The 16,260-nt window shown below is 65.0% G+C and carries 16 protein-coding genes and 1 tRNA gene; 8 read left to right on the top strand and 9 right to left on the bottom strand.

The genetic code is table 11. The annotated features are described in order from the left end of the window. Nucleotides 1–221 precede the first annotated feature (221 nt). The gene (locus ACIBHX_RS46465) at nucleotides 222–749 is read right to left on the bottom strand and encodes a histidine phosphatase family protein (RefSeq protein ID WP_397074671.1); all 528 of its coding nucleotides are present in this window, start codon (nucleotides 747–749) and stop codon (nucleotides 222–224) included. A gap of 209 nt (nucleotides 750–958) precedes the next feature. Here ACIBHX_RS46465 and ACIBHX_RS46460 point away from each other — a divergent pair. Then, nucleotides 959–1,035: transfer RNA gene (locus tag ACIBHX_RS46460), tRNA-Ile, on the top strand. Nucleotides 1,036–1,113: 78 nt separating this feature from the next. Here the strand turns inward: ACIBHX_RS46460 and ACIBHX_RS46455 are convergent. The 3 genes from ACIBHX_RS46455 to ACIBHX_RS46445 form a co-directional block, all read right to left on the bottom strand. Next, the gene (locus ACIBHX_RS46455; RefSeq protein WP_397074669.1) at nucleotides 1,114–1,851 is read right to left on the bottom strand and encodes a site-specific integrase; all 738 of its coding nucleotides are present in this window, start codon (nucleotides 1,849–1,851) and stop codon (nucleotides 1,114–1,116) included. A gap of 340 nt (nucleotides 1,852–2,191) precedes the next feature. Further along, nucleotides 2,192–3,256 carry an IS110 family transposase gene (locus ACIBHX_RS46450; protein WP_397074679.1) on the bottom strand — a complete coding sequence of 355 codons (1,065 nt, stop codon included), beginning with the start codon at nucleotides 3,254–3,256 and terminating at the stop codon, nucleotides 2,192–2,194. Between the two features lie 234 nt (nucleotides 3,257–3,490). After that, nucleotides 3,491–4,579 (bottom strand): integrase core domain-containing protein, encoded by a 1,089-nt coding sequence (locus ACIBHX_RS46445; RefSeq protein ID WP_397074668.1) that lies wholly within the window; start codon nucleotides 4,577–4,579, stop codon nucleotides 3,491–3,493. A 607-nt stretch (nucleotides 4,580–5,186) separates the two neighbouring features. On the opposite strand from ACIBHX_RS46445, the gene ACIBHX_RS46440 reads away from it, so the two are divergent. Then, entirely contained in the window at nucleotides 5,187–7,484 is a 2,298-nt protein-coding gene (locus ACIBHX_RS46440) for a DNRLRE domain-containing protein (protein WP_397074666.1), read from the top strand. A gap of 100 nt (nucleotides 7,485–7,584) precedes the next feature. Next, entirely contained in the window at nucleotides 7,585–7,878 is a 294-nt protein-coding gene (locus tag ACIBHX_RS46435; protein ID WP_397074664.1) for a hypothetical protein, read from the top strand. 168 nt (nucleotides 7,879–8,046) lie between these two features. On the opposite strand, the gene ACIBHX_RS46430 is transcribed toward ACIBHX_RS46435, so the two are convergent. Continuing rightward, on the bottom strand, nucleotides 8,047–9,111 hold the full coding sequence (locus tag ACIBHX_RS46430) for an integrase core domain-containing protein (protein ID WP_397074663.1): 1,065 nt from the start codon (nucleotides 9,109–9,111) through the stop codon (nucleotides 8,047–8,049). Here ACIBHX_RS46430 and ACIBHX_RS46425 point away from each other — a divergent pair. After that, on the top strand, nucleotides 9,110–9,376 hold the full coding sequence (locus ACIBHX_RS46425; protein WP_397074661.1) for a hypothetical protein: 267 nt from the start codon (nucleotides 9,110–9,112) through the stop codon (nucleotides 9,374–9,376). The genes ACIBHX_RS46430 and ACIBHX_RS46425 overlap by 2 nt on opposite strands. Before the next feature lie 86 nt (nucleotides 9,377–9,462). Here the strand turns inward: ACIBHX_RS46425 and ACIBHX_RS46420 are convergent, their stop codons facing one another. Continuing rightward, a complete protein-coding gene (locus ACIBHX_RS46420) occupies nucleotides 9,463–9,702 on the bottom strand; it encodes a hypothetical protein (RefSeq protein WP_397074660.1) in 240 nt (79 codons plus the stop codon). Nucleotides 9,703–9,776: 74 nt separating this feature from the next. Here ACIBHX_RS46420 and ACIBHX_RS46415 point away from each other — a divergent pair, with 74 nt between their 5' ends. After that, nucleotides 9,777–10,370, top strand: coding sequence for an MBL fold metallo-hydrolase (locus tag ACIBHX_RS46415; protein WP_397074659.1), 594 nt, complete (start codon nucleotides 9,777–9,779; stop codon nucleotides 10,368–10,370). 214 nt (nucleotides 10,371–10,584) lie between these two features. Then, a complete protein-coding gene (locus ACIBHX_RS46410) occupies nucleotides 10,585–10,989 on the top strand; it encodes a RidA family protein (protein ID WP_397074657.1) in 405 nt (134 codons plus the stop codon). Between the two features lie 195 nt (nucleotides 10,990–11,184). Here ACIBHX_RS46410 and ACIBHX_RS46405 read toward each other — a convergent pair whose 3' ends face one another. After that, nucleotides 11,185–11,658 carry a hypothetical protein gene (locus ACIBHX_RS46405; RefSeq protein WP_397074656.1) on the bottom strand — a complete coding sequence of 158 codons (474 nt, stop codon included), beginning with the start codon at nucleotides 11,656–11,658 and terminating at the stop codon, nucleotides 11,185–11,187. A gap of 30 nt (nucleotides 11,659–11,688) precedes the next feature. Further along, nucleotides 11,689–12,612: a GlxA family transcriptional regulator gene (locus ACIBHX_RS46400; protein WP_397074654.1), complete on the bottom strand. Its 924-nt coding sequence runs from the start codon at nucleotides 12,610–12,612 to the stop codon at nucleotides 11,689–11,691. A 258-nt stretch (nucleotides 12,613–12,870) separates the two neighbouring features. Here ACIBHX_RS46400 and ACIBHX_RS46395 point away from each other — a divergent pair, with 258 nt between their 5' ends. After that, a complete protein-coding gene (locus tag ACIBHX_RS46395) occupies nucleotides 12,871–13,947 on the top strand; it encodes a hypothetical protein (RefSeq protein ID WP_397074652.1) in 1,077 nt (358 codons plus the stop codon). Nucleotides 13,948–14,194: 247 nt separating this feature from the next. Here ACIBHX_RS46395 and ACIBHX_RS46390 read toward each other — a convergent pair whose 3' ends face one another. Further along, nucleotides 14,195–14,623: a hypothetical protein gene (locus tag ACIBHX_RS46390; protein WP_397074650.1), complete on the bottom strand. Its 429-nt coding sequence runs from the start codon at nucleotides 14,621–14,623 to the stop codon at nucleotides 14,195–14,197. Between the two features lie 270 nt (nucleotides 14,624–14,893). On the opposite strand from ACIBHX_RS46390, the gene ACIBHX_RS46385 reads away from it, so the two are divergent. Beyond that, nucleotides 14,894–16,144: a S1 family peptidase gene (locus ACIBHX_RS46385; RefSeq protein ID WP_397074648.1), complete on the top strand. Its 1,251-nt coding sequence runs from the start codon at nucleotides 14,894–14,896 to the stop codon at nucleotides 16,142–16,144. Nucleotides 16,145–16,260: the final 116 nt, after the last annotated feature.

Genomic DNA, 16,260 nt, shown 5'->3' with positions numbered 1-16,260 from the left:
CTGAACGTCGAGGTGCTGTCCAGCGACGGCATGTCCATCGAGATGCGCGACACCGACGAGGACGTCTTCCGCGCGGCAGAGGAACTCGGCATCGACCTCTCCCGGCGCCCCAACGAGGGCGCGATGACCATCGACGAAGTCTGACAACGCAACGAGCGGCCGGTCGACGCCGAGACCCCTGGCGGGCTGCGGTTTCGTGGCGGCCGGCCGTACCGTTGCTGTCAGGCGAGGCTGAACTCCCACCCTGGCTTCCAGTCGAACGGCGCGTCCACCAGCTCCTCCAGCGGTACCCCTTCGAGCAGGTTCTGCAGCGCCCACCGGTTCGCCGAATGGGCGATCACCAGCACGATCATGCCCTGCCACTGCTTGGCCAGGTCCTCCAGGAACCCCGCCGTCTCCGCCACGACCTGCCGATAACTCTGCCCGCCCGGCCACGGCGTATCGATGTAGCGGCTCCGCAGCATCGCCACCTCGCTCACGGGCCGCCCGTTGTATATCCCGTAGTCGCACTCGCGCAGCCGCGAGTCGAGCCTGATCTCCTTGCCGCCCTCGAACGCGATCTCAGCGGTCTGTACGGCACGCCGCAGGTCGGAGGAGTACACCACGTCGACGTCGCGCCGCCGGGCGCCCAGCTCCTTGGCCAGCTCGCGCCCCGTCCTGGACAGCTCACCCGGCAGCCATCCGGTGGCGATCCCCGTCTCGTTGTCCACGGTGATCGCATGCGTCTCATAGATCAGCCTGACCGCCATGCCAAGACGCTACCCGCCCTCCCTCTCGCATGCCCCGAGAAAATCTCACGTTCCCGATCGCCTATGGCGAAGACGTACGGCAACGCCCCCGCGCAGGGGTGGGAGCATGGAATGATGTCCTAGCGTGGATTCGAGCCCTCGCGCGGGGCAGGCTCGGATGCTCTACCCTTAGCCAGCACGCTCGATCCACGCACGCACAACTGAATCCAGGGGCGGTAGCTCAGCCGGTCAGAGCATCGGACTCATAATCCGTGGGTCGTGGGTTCAAGTCCCACCCGCCCTACCAGGTTCTCCTTTGATCGTCCGCAGTAAGATCCGCCGTTGTTGATCTCGAATCGGACCATTGCTGGACCACTCGAAACGATCATGATGGTGTGTGGCCTGTCCCTCGGCGCCGCGGGATGAGCGCGATCGCCGCCTCGGCCGCCGCCTCGGCCAGTTCCGGCAACACCACGGTGTAGGTGTCGGCGGTGAACCAGTAGTGCCGGTGACCGAGCGTCGCGGACACGTCCTTCATGTCCATCCCGCTCGCCAGCATGATCGTCGCCGCGCAGTGCCTCATGTCGTGCAACCGGATCGGTGGCAGCCCAGACTTCTTCACCAGGTGCTGTGTATGGTCGGACAGCCAGTACAGATCCAGCGACCGGCCCAGTCGATCGGTAAACACCTTCCCGCTGTCCACCCACTCCCGACCGGCCGCCAAGCGCTCCTCTGCCTGAACCTTCCTCCACGCCCTCAGCAGCGCGACGTTCGGCTTGCCCAGCTTCACCGTGCGCCGGGAAGATTCGGACTTGATACCGTCCTCGGCTTCAGCGTCCTCGTCTTCCAGGACCGAGATGGTGCCATCGCCGTCCAGGTCGCTGTCGGACCACTCCAGGGCGCACACCTCGCCCCGGCGCAGACCGCGAGTCAGGACCAGGTGGTACAGCGCATACAGGCGCTCGTCCCACTCCACGAGCATGTCGAGCCACTCCCCCGCCAGCGTGGGCGTCCACACCATGACCGGGCTCGGCTTAGACACCGGCAACCGCTCTTCCGGCGGCTTGGCCGCCTCAGCCGCCAACTGCCTGCGCCAGCGCGCTACCCGCTCCGGCGTCCACAACAGCGGCCGGCGCTTCTTCGCAGACGGCAGCTCGATGTTCTTCGACGGATCGTGTGCCGCTCGAATATTGAGTTACGTGGCCTGAGCTGCGGTTATGCGGCGTGGCGGTATTCGTTAATGATGCCGGTGACGACGGGTTTTCGGCGAACGGATCGCAGGTCGCTGAGGTCGGTCACGTCCCGGGCGGGCTGCGTTGCGATGTCTGGGGGACGCTGGTGCCGGGACTGGTGCGGCCGGTGGTGGTTGTAGTGGATCAGATATTCGCCGAGCACGAATGCCAGGTGGTGTACCGCTCGAATATTGGGTTACGTGGCCTGAGCTGCGGATGCTCCTATTGATGTCAAGCAAGTTGTTCATGATCGTTCTTGGTGATGATCTGGTAGAACTCGCGGGCGATGTAGCGTTTGAGGCAGCGGATGATCTCCTTCTTGGACAGGCCGTCTTGGGTGCGGCGTTGCATGTAGGCGCGGGTGCGGGGGTCCCAGCGCAGACGGACCAGGGCGATGCGGTAGAGGGCGGCGTTGGCTTGGCGGTCGCCGCCGCGGTTGAGGCGGTGCCGGGTGGTCTTGCCGCTGGAGGCGGGGATGGGAGCGACGCCGCAGAGCATGGCGAAGGCTGCTTCTGAGGTGAGCCGGTCGTGGTTTTCCCCGGCGGTGACCAGGAGCTGGCCGGCGGTGTCGGGGCCGACGCCGTGCACGGCCATCAGCGTGGAGTTGATGGCCGTCACCAAGGGCTCCAGGAGTTCGTCCAGATCGATGATCTCCGTCGACAGTTGTTGATGGCGGCGAGCCAAGGATCGCAACGCGATCTTGGTGGCGGTGGCCGATGTTGCAGCGTCGTCCCGATTGGGCTCAAAGGCCGCGCAGGTGGCGATCAGCTGCTTGGTGGGCAGATGGCGCAGTTGTCCGCGCAGGTCGTCGGGCGCGGTGATGATCAGTGCCTTGATCTGGCGCTGGGTGTCGGCACGCTGATCAACGGCCGAGCGGCGGGCCACCCGCAGATTGCGGAGTGCTTCGATGTGACCCACACGCTGCTTGGGGATGCCGGTTCGCTGCCCGGCCAGGGCGGTCTTAGCCGCTTGGACGGCATCGATCGGATCGGACTTGCCCTGGAAGCGACGGGTTCTGCGGTCTGGGCGGTCGACCTCGACGATCTCGACGCCTTCATCGTCGAGAACACGAGCCAGTCCGGCGCCATAGGCGCCGGTGCCTTCTATCCCGACCCGCAACAGCCGCCCGAACGAGTGCATCCACGCCAGCAGCGCCGCATATCCGGCCGGGGTGGCGGGGAACTGCTCGGTGCCCAGAACCCGCCCCACCGCATCGATGACCGCGGCGGTGTGGGTGTCCTGGTGGGTGTCGACGCCACCGACAACCTCGAGAACGGGCACGTCATGGGGTGTAATAGCAGACATCGTCGTCCTGTCGCTCGTGACCATGGGGCAGGGCGGCACGCACCAGCCGAGCGGACGGACACAACAGTGATGGGGCCTCTGGCCAGGCTCTTATCAGGTCACACCGCACGCCGGTGAATGCACACGAGCACCTCCCGGCCGAAGACGACAAATCCGGTTGAAGACCCCAAGGTCAGTTAAGCGGTGGGTCAGACTCCGGCGGGAGGTGCTCATCCATCATCACTGTTAAGCGGCGTGGTGGTACTCGCTGATCATGCCTGTGACGACGGGTTTTCGGCGGATGGATCGCATGTCGTTGAGGTCGGTCACGTCCCGGGCGGGCTGCGTTGCGGCGTCCGGAGGGCGTTGCTGCCGGGACTGGTGCGGCCGGTGTCTGTTGTAGTGGATCAGGTATTCGTGGAGCACGAGGGCCAGGTGGCGTTCGCTGAGGATCAGGATCCGGTCCAGGAGTTCGCGACGCAGGGTGCCGATGACCCGCTCGCAGATGGCGTTCATCCTCGGCGTCCGCGGCAGGGTGGTAATGGCTCGCAGTCCTTCAGTCTTGAAGACCTCCCTGAACGCGGAGGTGAAGAGCGGATCCCGATCGTGGATCAAGAATCGTAGCTCGGCGATGCGCTCTCCCAGGTCTAGCGTCAGGTTGCGGGCCTGCTGCACCGCCCATGCCCCGGTCGGGTGCGCAGTTACTCCGGCCAGGTGCAGTCTCCGGGTGCCGTGCTCGATGAAGACCAGCACATATAGCCGCTTGAGCAGTATCGTCTCGATCACCAGGAAGTCACACGCGATGATCGCGTGGGCTTGGGCGGACAGGAACTGCCGCCAGCTCGGCCCGGCCCGGCGGGGCGCCGGATTGATACCGGCCGCGTGCAGGATCTCCCACACGGTGGAGGCCGCGATCGGGTGACCCAGGCGGGCCAACTCGCCCTGGATCCTCCTGTGCCCCCAGGTCGGGTTCTCCCGCGCCATCCGCACAATCAGTGCCTTGACCGGTCGGCGGGTGCAGGGCCGTCCCGGGCGCCGCCTGTCGGTGAAGGTCCACTTGTGCGCGACGAGGTTGCGATGCCAGCGTAAGATCGTCGCCGGGGTTACCGGGAACACCTCCGCCCACCGCCGCCTTTGGACCAGCCGCGACAACGCCGCAAGCCAGAGCCGGTCCGCGCGACCCCACCGCGGCCGGCCATCGAGTTGACGGCGGAGCACCTGGTTCTCGTGCCGGAGCACCAACAGCTCAGCGTCCTTGGACAGATCAGAGCGGATCAGCACCGCCACAAGGCCGAACAAGCACCGCACTAACCGGTAGACCAGCGACAACAACACCTCGCGATGGTGGCAGCCGCCGCCCTGATCGCGCAGCGAAATACCAGCTCACAGCACGAAGCCGTATTTCCGAGCGGGACAGGGCTGGGGCTCCATATCACAGAAGGATCAAGGATGGGAGCTTGTGGCTAAAAATCCTTACTGTTACGTTCAGCCTGTTTGATGATCAACGTCAGAAAGGGGTCGAATATCCACCTCGTGGAGACCTGTACAACGCAGGACCTGGTTAGGGAGCGCCACCGCCGGACTTCTCGCAATCCCTCTCATCGTTGCGACCTTGTCCCCATCGGCTCAAGCAGACCCTGGCCCCACGCCGCATTTCGGAGTGGGGCCGAGCGCCAAACAGCAGAGCGGGCCAGTCGAACTCCTCGGTGCGGCAACAGAGTCGACACGCTACTGGCGATATCCGGACGGGCATATCTCTGCGGAGGCGTGGTCGCGACCGGTTCGGGTTCAAAAGAGCGGCGCATGGGCGTGGATTGACACCACGCTGGCTGAACAGGAGGGTCGAATCTCGCCGAAGGTAATCAAGGGTGACCTCTCGCTACCATCAGGAGGAAGCGGCTCCGAAGTCACTTTTACGCCCACCTCTCAGCAGTCCTTTTCGATGCAGTGGCCCACCGACCTCCCCAAACCAAAGCTTGAGGGAAGTCGCGCAATCTATGCGGACGCGGCCGGGCAGGGCGCCGACCTCGTCGTTACAGCCCTGGCAACAGGCTTCCGCTACGACGTCGTCCTACGCAACAGACCAGCCAAGGCATTAGAAATCAAGCTTCCGTTCCACGGCCCAGGGCTGGCGCTCCGAAAGGAAGCTAACGGCCTACTCCGGGCCAGTACCAACGACAAACAGAATCTCGTCTTCGGATCCAGGCCCTACCTTACGTCCCTCGATAACGCTGGAACCCAGCGCCCCCACATTGGCACCGTCGCTACGGATATAAGCACCAACGGTGGGCAGCAGACAATTAACCTCCGGCCCGATCAGAAGTACCTTGAGGACCCCTCCACCACCTACCCCGTCACTCTTCAGTCCGCGTTCAGCCTCACCGCCAGCTCAGATGCAGACATCTGGAGCGCAACGCCCGACTGGTCTTACCCCGACGGCGCAACGCTAAAGGCGGGAACTGAGTCCGATGGCACCAAATCGCGCGCCTACCTAAAATTCGATACATCTGCTCTCATCGGTCAGCAGATCAGTAATGTCACTCTGTCCATGCTCAACATCGACGGGCCAAGCTGCGGGGCGACGGTTGGTGATGGCATCCAGGTTCGCAGAATAACCGGTGCTTGGACTCCCGACACAGTCACCTGGTCAGCACAGCCAACCAACACAACCACAGATGCTGTGATCAACAAGAGCAGCATCGGCGGATCGTGTGACCCCGCACCTATGACATGGGACGTCACGGCCATAGCCCAGCAATGGGCAGCAGACGCTGGGAACTATGGCCTAGTACTCATGTCGCCTACTGAGCGCGCCAGCGCGAACTACCGAGTCTTCACCTCAACCGAGGACTCAGACTTCAACAACCCCCCAAAGCTCACAGCAACGTTTGCTCCTCTTGGCGAACCAACCGTGCTCTACCCGGCCGGGCCCGATGGTGTCGAGGTAATCCAGCCACCTGCACATTGGGGCAGCGACTCCGTGCAAATGGCCGAGCCGCAAGCCCAAGCACTCAGCTCTGCCTATGATCGAGTAGAAGCCAATGGGGACACCCTCGCCGACCCGTACGTCGATATGGTGAGCGGCAACGTCATCGTGCCAGCGGTCACCGCGGACGGTCACCCAATCGGTGAAGCGGCACTTACTGGGACTGCCTACCTTGGCATCGGCAGCGTGGACTGGACTCTCCCCGGAGAGTACACGGACGGCGACACCGATGAGGACAGCGAAGGTTCGGGCGGCCAGCCCCAAGACTACAGCTTCACGCCGCAGGTGCCTGACGTCGCCCGAAGCAAGACCTGGCTAACAGCCACCGCCCAAGAAGTCCTCCGCCTGACCGCGGCACAACTGCCTGGCGCTGACAATGTGCTGGCAGCACGTCTGTGGGGGGAGCGTAACCAGGTGTTGCTGATAGCTAACGCCGTTTCACCCGAACTACGTCAGGCGCTTGCACAGCGTTATGGCGTTGACGGCGTCGTCATCGCTTTGGACCCAGCCGCTACCAAGGCAGAGACACTAGACAGCCGAGGCAACGACAACGACGCCTATATCAACGGAGGTGGAGGCTACAAAACTGACAACGAAGACGCGTGCACCATGGGTTTTGCCTGGTCGGTCAGTGGAGCAAAGCGCCTCGTCACGGCCGGCCACTGCATGCCGACCAACGACAGCACGACCTTGGTCTACTCTCTCCAGGGGGGCCTGGGCGTTACGGCACCTTACGGACATAAACTGCTGAGCAACTGGACGGTTGGTACTGGTACAGTGCCCCTTCCCGGCCAGAACAAATGGTTGGGCGACGTTGCTCTGGTTGAAACCACCGCTCCCACTCAGCCCACAGCATCCATCTTCGTCGGAGGAGCAACCTCAGGATCAAAACGCGAGGTCAAGCGAAGCTGGCCGCGCCGTTCGGTAAACGGGGATCTATTCTGTGTTGGAGGTGCAGTCTCCGGACAACACTGTACCTGGAAGGTCGAGAATGCCAACACCTGGATGAAAACCAACACAGGCACCCTCGACAATACAGTCACGGCGTCACGTAGTCGTGACTGCGTGCAACACGGTGATTCTGGCGGTCCTGTCTACACGTTAATCCCAGACCCCGCAGGTGCTGCTGATGTAGCAGCGAAAGGTATCATAAGCAGCGGAAAGGATCCCTGGTTCGGCGACTGCATTCTCGCATTCACCGACATCACAACCGTCCGGCAAGCGTTCGACGGAGACGTCATGAAGCGCAAATAGGGGTATTTCGATGCCTATCCGTTTTCGAGCCTATATCCTAGGTGTACTGGCGATAGTTGGGTTATCAGGATGTGGGTCTACGGAATGGAGAGAGATTCACATGGCATCGCTATCGGAAGATCAGCGCACCCTATCGGTCAATCTACTGTTGGCTCCCGGCGAGGACGGAAAGGCCTGCGAGCGAGTGGCGGACACCGAAATGATTGAGATGTCATCTCGCGTAGTCATCGGGATCAAGGTCGAAAACAACTGTCCGGTCTCATGGCCGTGGGATGACGAACTCAGCAACATGAACGCACGTGTCCAGCGCGTCCAGTTCCGGCTTCAGAAGCCTCTGGAAGAGCGGGTTGTCGTCGACAATAGAGGTCAGGAGCAAATCAAGATCAACCGATAGGTTGTGATTAAGTATCGGGCTCGAGGCTACGACGTCCCGAGCCCGATACGTGCATGGCTTGTGTAGGTTACGAGCTACTTTTGCCGTAGAGTCGAACCGAGGCACCTTGCGGGTGCCGATTAATCATCCGGCCAGGTCAAGCCTGTGGGTGCCAAGAACTCGGCCACCTTATGCGACCTGCCCGTATTCGTGGATCAGCCCACCAAGGCGGTCACGTCGGATGACCTCGATATCGCCCTCGACCGGGTCGGGAAGGGCTCGCAGCGGAGCGGCCTGGCCCAGGGAGCGATGCGGGCGATGCCCATTGAAGTGGGTCTCGTAGGTCGCCAGCACGCGCCGTAAGTGGCGGGCGTTGACGATGAGGATCCGATCGAGGAGTTCGCGGCGCAGGCCGCCGATCCAGCGTTCGGCGAAAGCGTTGGCCCGCGGAGCGCGAGGTGGCGTCTTGAGGATGCGGATGCCCTCGGCCGTGAAGACTTCGTCGAACATCGTGGTGAACTTCGTATCCCGATCGCGGATGAGGAACCTGAACCCCTTCGCCCTGTCCCCCAGTTCGATCACCAGGTTCCTGGCCTGCTGCGCAACCCACGACCCGGTCGGATGCTCGGTGACGCCAAGGACGTGCACCCGGCGGGTCCTGAGCTCCATGACGACCAGGCAATACAGGCGTTTGAACAGCACGGTGTCGCAGTGGAAGAAGTCGCATGCCAAGATCCCCGTAGCTTGAGCGCGCAGGAACTCACTCCAGGTCGGTCCCGCGCGTCGTGGCGCTGGATCGATGCCAGCCGTCTTCAAGATGAGCCACACTGTGGAGGCTCCCACCCGATAGCCCAGAGCGGCGAGTTCGCCGGCGATCCGCCGGTAACCCCACAGCGGATTCTCCCGGGCCAGACGAAGTACCAAGGCCTGGATGGAGGCGCGAGTGGGGGGCCGGCCCTGGCTGCGGCGCTTGAAGGTCCACCGCCGCCGTACCAGATCGGCGTGCCAGCGCAGCAGCGTGCCCGGCGTCACGAACAACCGCCGACGACCGGCTGGAGACAGCAGGCGCGCCAGCGCGCTGATCACCGCCCGATCCGCCCACGACGGCCGAGGCCTTGCTACCTGCCGACGCAACACCGCGAGCTGATGACGCAAGACGAGGATCTCCGCGTCCTTCGACCTCTGCGAGCGAGCCAGTAGCACCACCCATCCCGCGAGTTGGACGAAGATCAGATAAAGCAGCCGCAACGTCATGGACAGCGATCATGCCCGCAAGAACGGCAACGCCAAACCCAAGGTCAGCCCCAACGACCGAGTTTCGGGCACCCACAGGTACGGCCACACCATCTACCCGTCCACCATCGGCTATGGGCCGAGCGAATGCATCAACGACGCGGTCGACTCGTTCCTCATCAACGTCAAGCCGCCGAAGGACGGCACCCGCTGCGAGGCGATCGAAGTCCCCGGCGAAGGCCACCCCAACCCGCCGACGCCCAGCGCGTCTCCCTCCAACCCGTGACGTAACTCCCTAACGGTGGTGCCAGGTCACATCCTGGCACCACCGCGTCCCGTTGCAGGGGACCCCGGTCTCGTGCGCCGAGCCCATCAAGGCCGCGGTGAGGCCGCATCGGGAACAGCGCTGGGCAGCGCCAGCACCAGATCGGCCCCCGCCAGCGCCTCCAGCCCCCCGTCAGCGTGTACGGCGAGCCCCAGATCCGTGGTCACCACCTCGGTGTCGGCGCACACGCTGAACGCGAACCTGCCCGAGAAGACCTCGCCCACCAGCCCGAGCCCGAACGCGGTCACCCCGCCGGGCGCGTAGGCCGCTACGGATTGGAACCCCATGGATGGCACGATAACCGCGATAGCTGGCATCCGTGCCAGCGGCCCCCAAAGGCCGACATCTCAAGACTGGTGCCATGAGTGACGCACCCAGCGGCCGCGAGGCCTCCTTCCAGGTCCTGACCACCGGATACACCGGCTCCACCGGCCCCGGCGTGGCCGCGACCGTCTCCTGCGTGGCCGACGGCGACCTTCGGATCGTCTTCGACCCCGGCATGGTGGACGACCCGAAGTCCATCACCGGCCCGCTGGCCGAGCTCGGCCTGACGCCCGAGGACATCACCGACGTGGTGCTCAGCCACCACCACCCGGACAACACCCTCAACGCCGCGCTGTTCACCCGCGCCCGCATCCACGACCACAAGGCCGTCTACACCGGGCACACCTGGACGACCAGGGACGCCGAAGGGTACGAGTTCACCCCGTCCATCAGGCTCCTGTTCACCCCCGGCCACAGCCACGAGGACCTCACCATGCTCGTCGGAACCCCCGACGGCGTCGTGGCGCTGGCCGGAGACCTATGGTGGCGCGCCGACGGCCCCGCCGACGACCCGGTCAGCCCCGACCGCGACCAGCTCCGCGCCAGCCGCGAACGCGTCCTGGCGGTGGCCGACCTCGTGGTACCCGGGCACGGAGCCCCGTTCATCCCCGACGACCAGACCCCGCGCTAGTGGTCGGTGGCCGCGCGGATGGCGACGGGGTGGGTTCAACTGGTCGTCGCAACACCGCGACTGATTCGCAGGCGCATTCTTTCGTTCATATAATAAATTTCTCTATATAGAATACAGATTACACAGCAAATCTGCTTCAAAATAGCGAGGAATTATCAATCGTCTGAGCGGTTGAATTGACTGGTTCCAGTTGGCCCTTGCCCTACCCAAAAGCGTGGCGCAAGATCCGCTCCGGCCAGGTGTGTGCGTCCGGCAGCGGTCGGCAAGTCGCATCCAACGCGAGAAGCAACCACTGTCGGCCGCCCGGTGCTGGGGTGGCCAAATTCTCAGGTCGAGATTGCCATTCCCAGCGCTTGGGGACTACGCAGGCCAAGCAGCGAAAGCCATTGAGAACATGCAGGCTGCTCTCGCTGCCTCAGGCGCATCGATGCAGGACGTCATTAGCACAAGGGTTCTCGTCGCCTCCACACGCCGCCAGGACTTGGTCGCTGCCTGGGAGGTGGTCCGGGACTCGTTCGGTCAGCACGACGTACTGAGCACCTTGATGGGCGTCACCGTGCTCGGTTACGACGGCCAACTCGTCGAGATCGAAGCCGTCGCCGCCGTCGCCGATTCCTGAGCGGTAAGCGTCCGCGTGACACAACGGGCATGCCTGTAGCCCATCGTTGTCTTGGGTTGGTGCGCGTTCTGGCTGGTCAGACGCATGACGGCACGTTAGGCAACTAGCCTGGCCCCGCCCGCCGTTCGGGGTGGTCGACTCAGAACTGCGACGTCGAGATCGCCATGCCCGCCGTTGAGGCCATGCTTGTGGGAGTCAGGCTTGGTCTGTCGCATCGGGGGCGATCAGGTCTTCGGCGCGGGCAACGGCCTCGAGATCGCGACGCAACCCCTGCGGCTGGGCTTGGAGGGAGGAGATCCGGCCGCCGGTGACAGTGAGATCACCGAGAAGGCTCCGATTGAACTGGAGGACGTGGTCCGCCACGTCGCCGACGAGCTCACCCCGCAAGCAGACAAGGCCCACGTGGCGATCCACTGTGCGGCCGACGCGACCCCGACCGTCGGGGACGGTCTGCTCCTCGAGCGGCTGGTGCACAACCTTCTGGAGAACGGGATCCGCTACGTGGGCGAGCAGGAGTAGTCCGGAGATGAGCCGCTCGTGCCGGTAGCTGATCTCCATGAGTCCCTCGCCGAGCTGCTTGACGTCCTCGGAGGCGCTCTTGCGCGTCGTAACGTCAAAGCGAACGCCCGTTCGGACAGGCCCATCGAGAACGACCATGCCGACGGTCAAGCATTCTCCAGGCCGGTCTTCATATTCTTGTCAACTGTGGAAGGCGCGCCGGTAGTCGCGGGGCGGGACGCCGCGCCGCCGGACGAACTGCTCGCGCAGCTCGGCGCCGCCGCTGTAGCCCACGCGCCTGGCCACCTCCTCGACCGGCAGGTCCGTCGTCTCGAGCAGCTCCTCGGCCCGGTTGAGGCGCTGCGCCCGCACCCAGGCGTGCGGGGTCGTGCCCGTCGCTGCCGTGAAGCGGCGGATGAAGGTCCTGCGGCTCATCAGCGCCCGCGCCGCCAGCCGGTCCACGGGCAGCGGCTCACCCAGACGCTCCAGCGCCCAGGCCAGCACCCCGGCCAGCCGCTCGTCGTCGGCGCCGCCGGGCAGCGGCGAGGCCAGGTACTGCGCCTGCCCACCCTCCCGGTGCGCGGGGACCACCATCTCCCTGGCGATCGCGTTGGCCACGGCCGCGCCGTGCTCGCGCCTGATCAGGTGCAGGCACAGGTCGATCCCGGCCGCCGCGCCCGCTCCCGTGAGCAGGTCGCCCTCGTCGACGTAGAGCACGTCGGGCTCGACGGTCACCGCGGGGAAACGCCCCGCCAGCCGATCGGCGAAGCGCCAGTGCGTGGTCGCGCGCCTGCCGTCCAGCAGCCCCGCCGCGGCCAGCGTGAACGCGCCGACGCAATGCGAGGCCACCAGCGCCCCGCGCTCGCTCGCCGCCCTGAACGCCTCCAGCGCCCGCGGTGAGGCCGCATCGGGAACAGCGCTGGGCAGCGCCAGCACCAGATCGGCCCCCGCCAGCGCCTCCAGCCCCCCGTCAGCGTGTACGGCGAGCCCCAGATCCGTGGTCACCACCTCGGTGTCGGCGCACACGCTGAACGCGAACCTGCCCGAGAAGACCTCGCCCACCAGCCCGAGCCCGAACGCGGTCACCCCGCCGGGCGCGTAAGCCGCCACCGATTGGAACCCCATGGATGGCACGATAGCCACGATAGCTGGCATCCGTGCCAGCGGCCCCCGATCGCCGACATATCAAGACTGGCGCTATGAGTCCAATGACGTTCTTCCGGGGGTGCCCTCACCGCCTCAATCAGTCCGGCAGACGCCCGTCTTCTCCGGCTCTCCCTGCAGCCGCCTTTCGATGATCATCGCCAATTCGAGGGCCGCCGCCGCCATAAAGCGGTGCGCTTCACCTCCTAGCGTGGCGACTGAACCGGTAGAGGTTTGGTCGTGGCAGCAGTTACGCGGCGGCGCTTTGATCCGGAGTTTCGGGCGGGCGGCTCGGATCGTCAAGGCAAGCCGCCCGTCTGCCGCTTCGCACGATGTACGGCGGGCGATGCTTCCGGAAGCTGTACCGGCCTTCACCTTGAAGTCAGACGGGAGATCCCGATGAGCCTTGCAGGGCTCGGCATGACCGAGTCCGAGGAGCACGCTTACCGATCCCTGTTGCGTGACCCCGACGGCCCGATACTCCACGACCGGAAAGTAGTCGAGAGGCTGATCGAACTCGAGTTGTTGTCCGTGGACCAGTCCGGCCGCGTGGTCGCCGTGGATCCGGAAATCGGCGTGGCGAGGCTGATCAGGCGCCGGCTGAACGAGGCCGATGCCGAGATGCTCCGTATTACCGCGGCTTGGAGGGCGTTGCCTTCGCTAGTGGCGGGGCGCGGCTCGCAGGTGGGGGTGGAGTCCGTCGAGCGCATCGACAGCGGCGAGGAGGTGGGCCGGCGCGTCTGGGCTCTCGGGCTCCAGGCGCAGGAGGTCTTGGGCGTGCGCTCCGAGCGGCGGATGCTGTCGTCCGACGAGCTGGCGCGCTGCTTGGGGCGGCTGGCGCAAGGACCGAAATGGCGCACTGTCATCGGACGGTCGAGCCTGCGCACCCCCGAGCTGATCGCATACGCCACCCAGTTGCACCGGGCGGGCGACCTGCATCGGGTGATCGACAACCCGATCCAGCAGATGGTGATCATCGACCGCTCGGTCGCGTTCGTGCCGATCACCCCGAACAGCAGGGGTGTCGGCGCTCTCGTGATCCGCCAGGCCGGTGCCGTCGCCACGCTGGTGGACCTCTTCGAGAGCATCTGGGCCAAGGCCGTCGATCTCGAACCGGCGGAGCCTCTCGCACCGACACCGTTGGAGCGGCAGGTGCTGTACCTGCTGAACAACGCGACCAAGGACGAGATCGCGGCCAGGGAGATGATGGTCTCCGTGCGCACATACCGACGCCACGTGGCCGGTCTCCTCAGCCGACTCGGTGCGGCCAGCCGATTCCAGGCCGCGCTCCTGGCCAGAGAGCGCGGGTGGATCTAGCGATGGCCTTCCGGGGTGTTCGCCCGAGCATCTCGCCGGGGTGCGCCCGGTACTCCGTGATCGCACGAGAGTGGTGATACCGGCGGTAGTTCTCGCGCATGGAGGGCGGCCGAGCGGGGTGAGGTTGGCCAGGACGTAGCGGGACTGCTTGCAGACGTTCGCTTGCCGTACGGCCGACCGCGAGAATGCCGCGCATCTCCTGCCGTCAGCGGTCGCTGCCATTGACGGCAGGAGGTGGTGTGGCCGGTCACCCGTACGAGTAGTTCTCCGGCGAGCCGCAGTCACTACTGCCGTCAGCCCAGTTCTGGCACACGGTGATCTTCACCCTGGTCGTCATCAGGTGGAAGTACATCGGCCCGAAGGAGACGGCGCCGTCGCGCGATGTCCGCGTCTCGGAACCGAGCTTGACGCCGGTCCCGGAGAACGCCTCGAAGACCGCGGTCGTGGAGTAGTCACCGCCCACGCGGCTGACAACCTTGCCGTTGAGCTCGCGCGTCGGCCAGTAGATGGTGCCCGAGGTGTAGCCCATGTTGCAGTCGGAGTTCTTGAAGCAGACGGAGAAGGCTTCGAGGTTTCCGTCCGCTGCCGAGGCTGAAGGTCCCGCCATGGTCGCGCCGGCGATCATCGCCGGAATCACGGCCAGCCGGGCCAGCTTGGTGAAACTGATCTTGTGCATGGGCAACACCGTAAGGCGGCGGGATCTACGCGCAGGCGCCGATGACAGCAACCTGTCTGTGCTGGCAGGAGCCTGCCAGGGCCCGGACAAATCCCGCCCAGGGGCGCCATGCTTCACACCGCGGGCTCGCCGTCGCCGTCATGCCGACATCTGTGACGGTCGCGCCCGGTCTTCGGAGATCGTCCACTGACCACCCAAGCAACTCGGAGCAACGGCCTGGTTGTGGCCCACGCAACCCGAAGTCTGAAAACGCTACAAAGGGAGCTCATGTTGATCAAGCTTCGCCCAGCGCGGCAGCGTGTCCTCGCGCTGTTAGCAGCCACGATCGCCACTGCGGTGACTCTGACACCTGCCGGTCCGGCCGGTGCAGCCGACCGGCCACTGGCCGCCCTGGCCGACACGGCGCTGCCGCCGACGCCGCCGGAGTCGGCCGTCAAGAAGATCGAAGCCCTCACCCGGTCGATGCTGGACGACCCGACCCAGTGGGCGGGAGTGTGGTACGACAAGGCGCGCGGCAGGGTAGTCACCTCCGTCCCGCCTGCCGCTTCGGCGCATACGCGAGCCTCCGCCAAATCTGCGGTCGGAACGACCGGTGATGTCGTACAAGTCGCCCGCAGTTTCGCGGACCTCACCCGGTTATCCAGCGAGATCATCGCGCGCGAGACGGTCGCCTCGGTCCCCATCGTGACCACGGGAATCGACCTGGAGCACAACTCGATCATAGTCGGCCTGAAGACGATCACCGACGATGCCCGGGCCGCATTAGCCGCCGCCTACGGCGATGCGGTGACGGTACGGCAGGCGCCCCCGGAACCCAAGAAGAACAACGGACCCGACCGGTATCGAGACCGGTACCCGTACTGGGGCGGGTCGGCATGGTCAGGCAAATACTGGACTGGTTTGCACTGCTCTACGGCCTTCGCCATGAAGCGCCCCGATAGCTCCAAGCACTTCATGGTGACAGCAGGCCACTGCAACAGCCCCGCCATGGCCGCGTACACGATGGACTCGACCCGCTCGTCCTGGGACAACTACATCGGCACGAGCGTGGGCTACCAGAACTCGGTGTGCGCCACCACCGGAAGCAGCTGCGACATCGGCAGCACCAAGTACGGTGACATCTCGGTGATCAGGGTGAACGGCAACGAGGGCCGAATCTACGACGGCGGCACGTACACCACGGCGTCCAAGGCCGTCGCCGAGACCATGACCAGCCCACCGGCTATGGGCGAGTCGCTCTGCATAAGCGGGGCCACGACCGGAACCACCTGCGGGCACGTCGTGAGCAACAACTTCACAACGGTGAGATACGACGACGGCACCGTTATGACTCCGGTCGTCGAGACTATCGGCGGCGACGGCTGTACCGCCCCAGGAGACTCTGGAGGAGCCGTCTACAGGCAGTTGACGAGTGGCGTCCGCGCCGCGGGCATCCACAGCGGCAGTGGCGGTTGTCAGGAGTGGTTCACCTCGATCTACTACGCGCAGAAGCTCTTCGACGCCGTCACCGTGACATCCTGAGCCATTGAGGGGTACGGCCGGCAGGCGTTCCGACCGGCCGACACCCCGGGCCCGCGGGCAACGACGGCAGCACGATGCATCGCGGTGGCCGCGGACTGGCGCTTGGATTCAGATGG

The sequence above is a fragment of the Nonomuraea sp. NPDC050536 genome, from assembly GCF_044457685.1.
Taxonomy (GTDB): domain Bacteria; phylum Actinomycetota; class Actinomycetes; order Streptosporangiales; family Streptosporangiaceae; genus Nonomuraea.
This window is presented reverse-complemented; position numbering and strand designations above follow the sequence as displayed.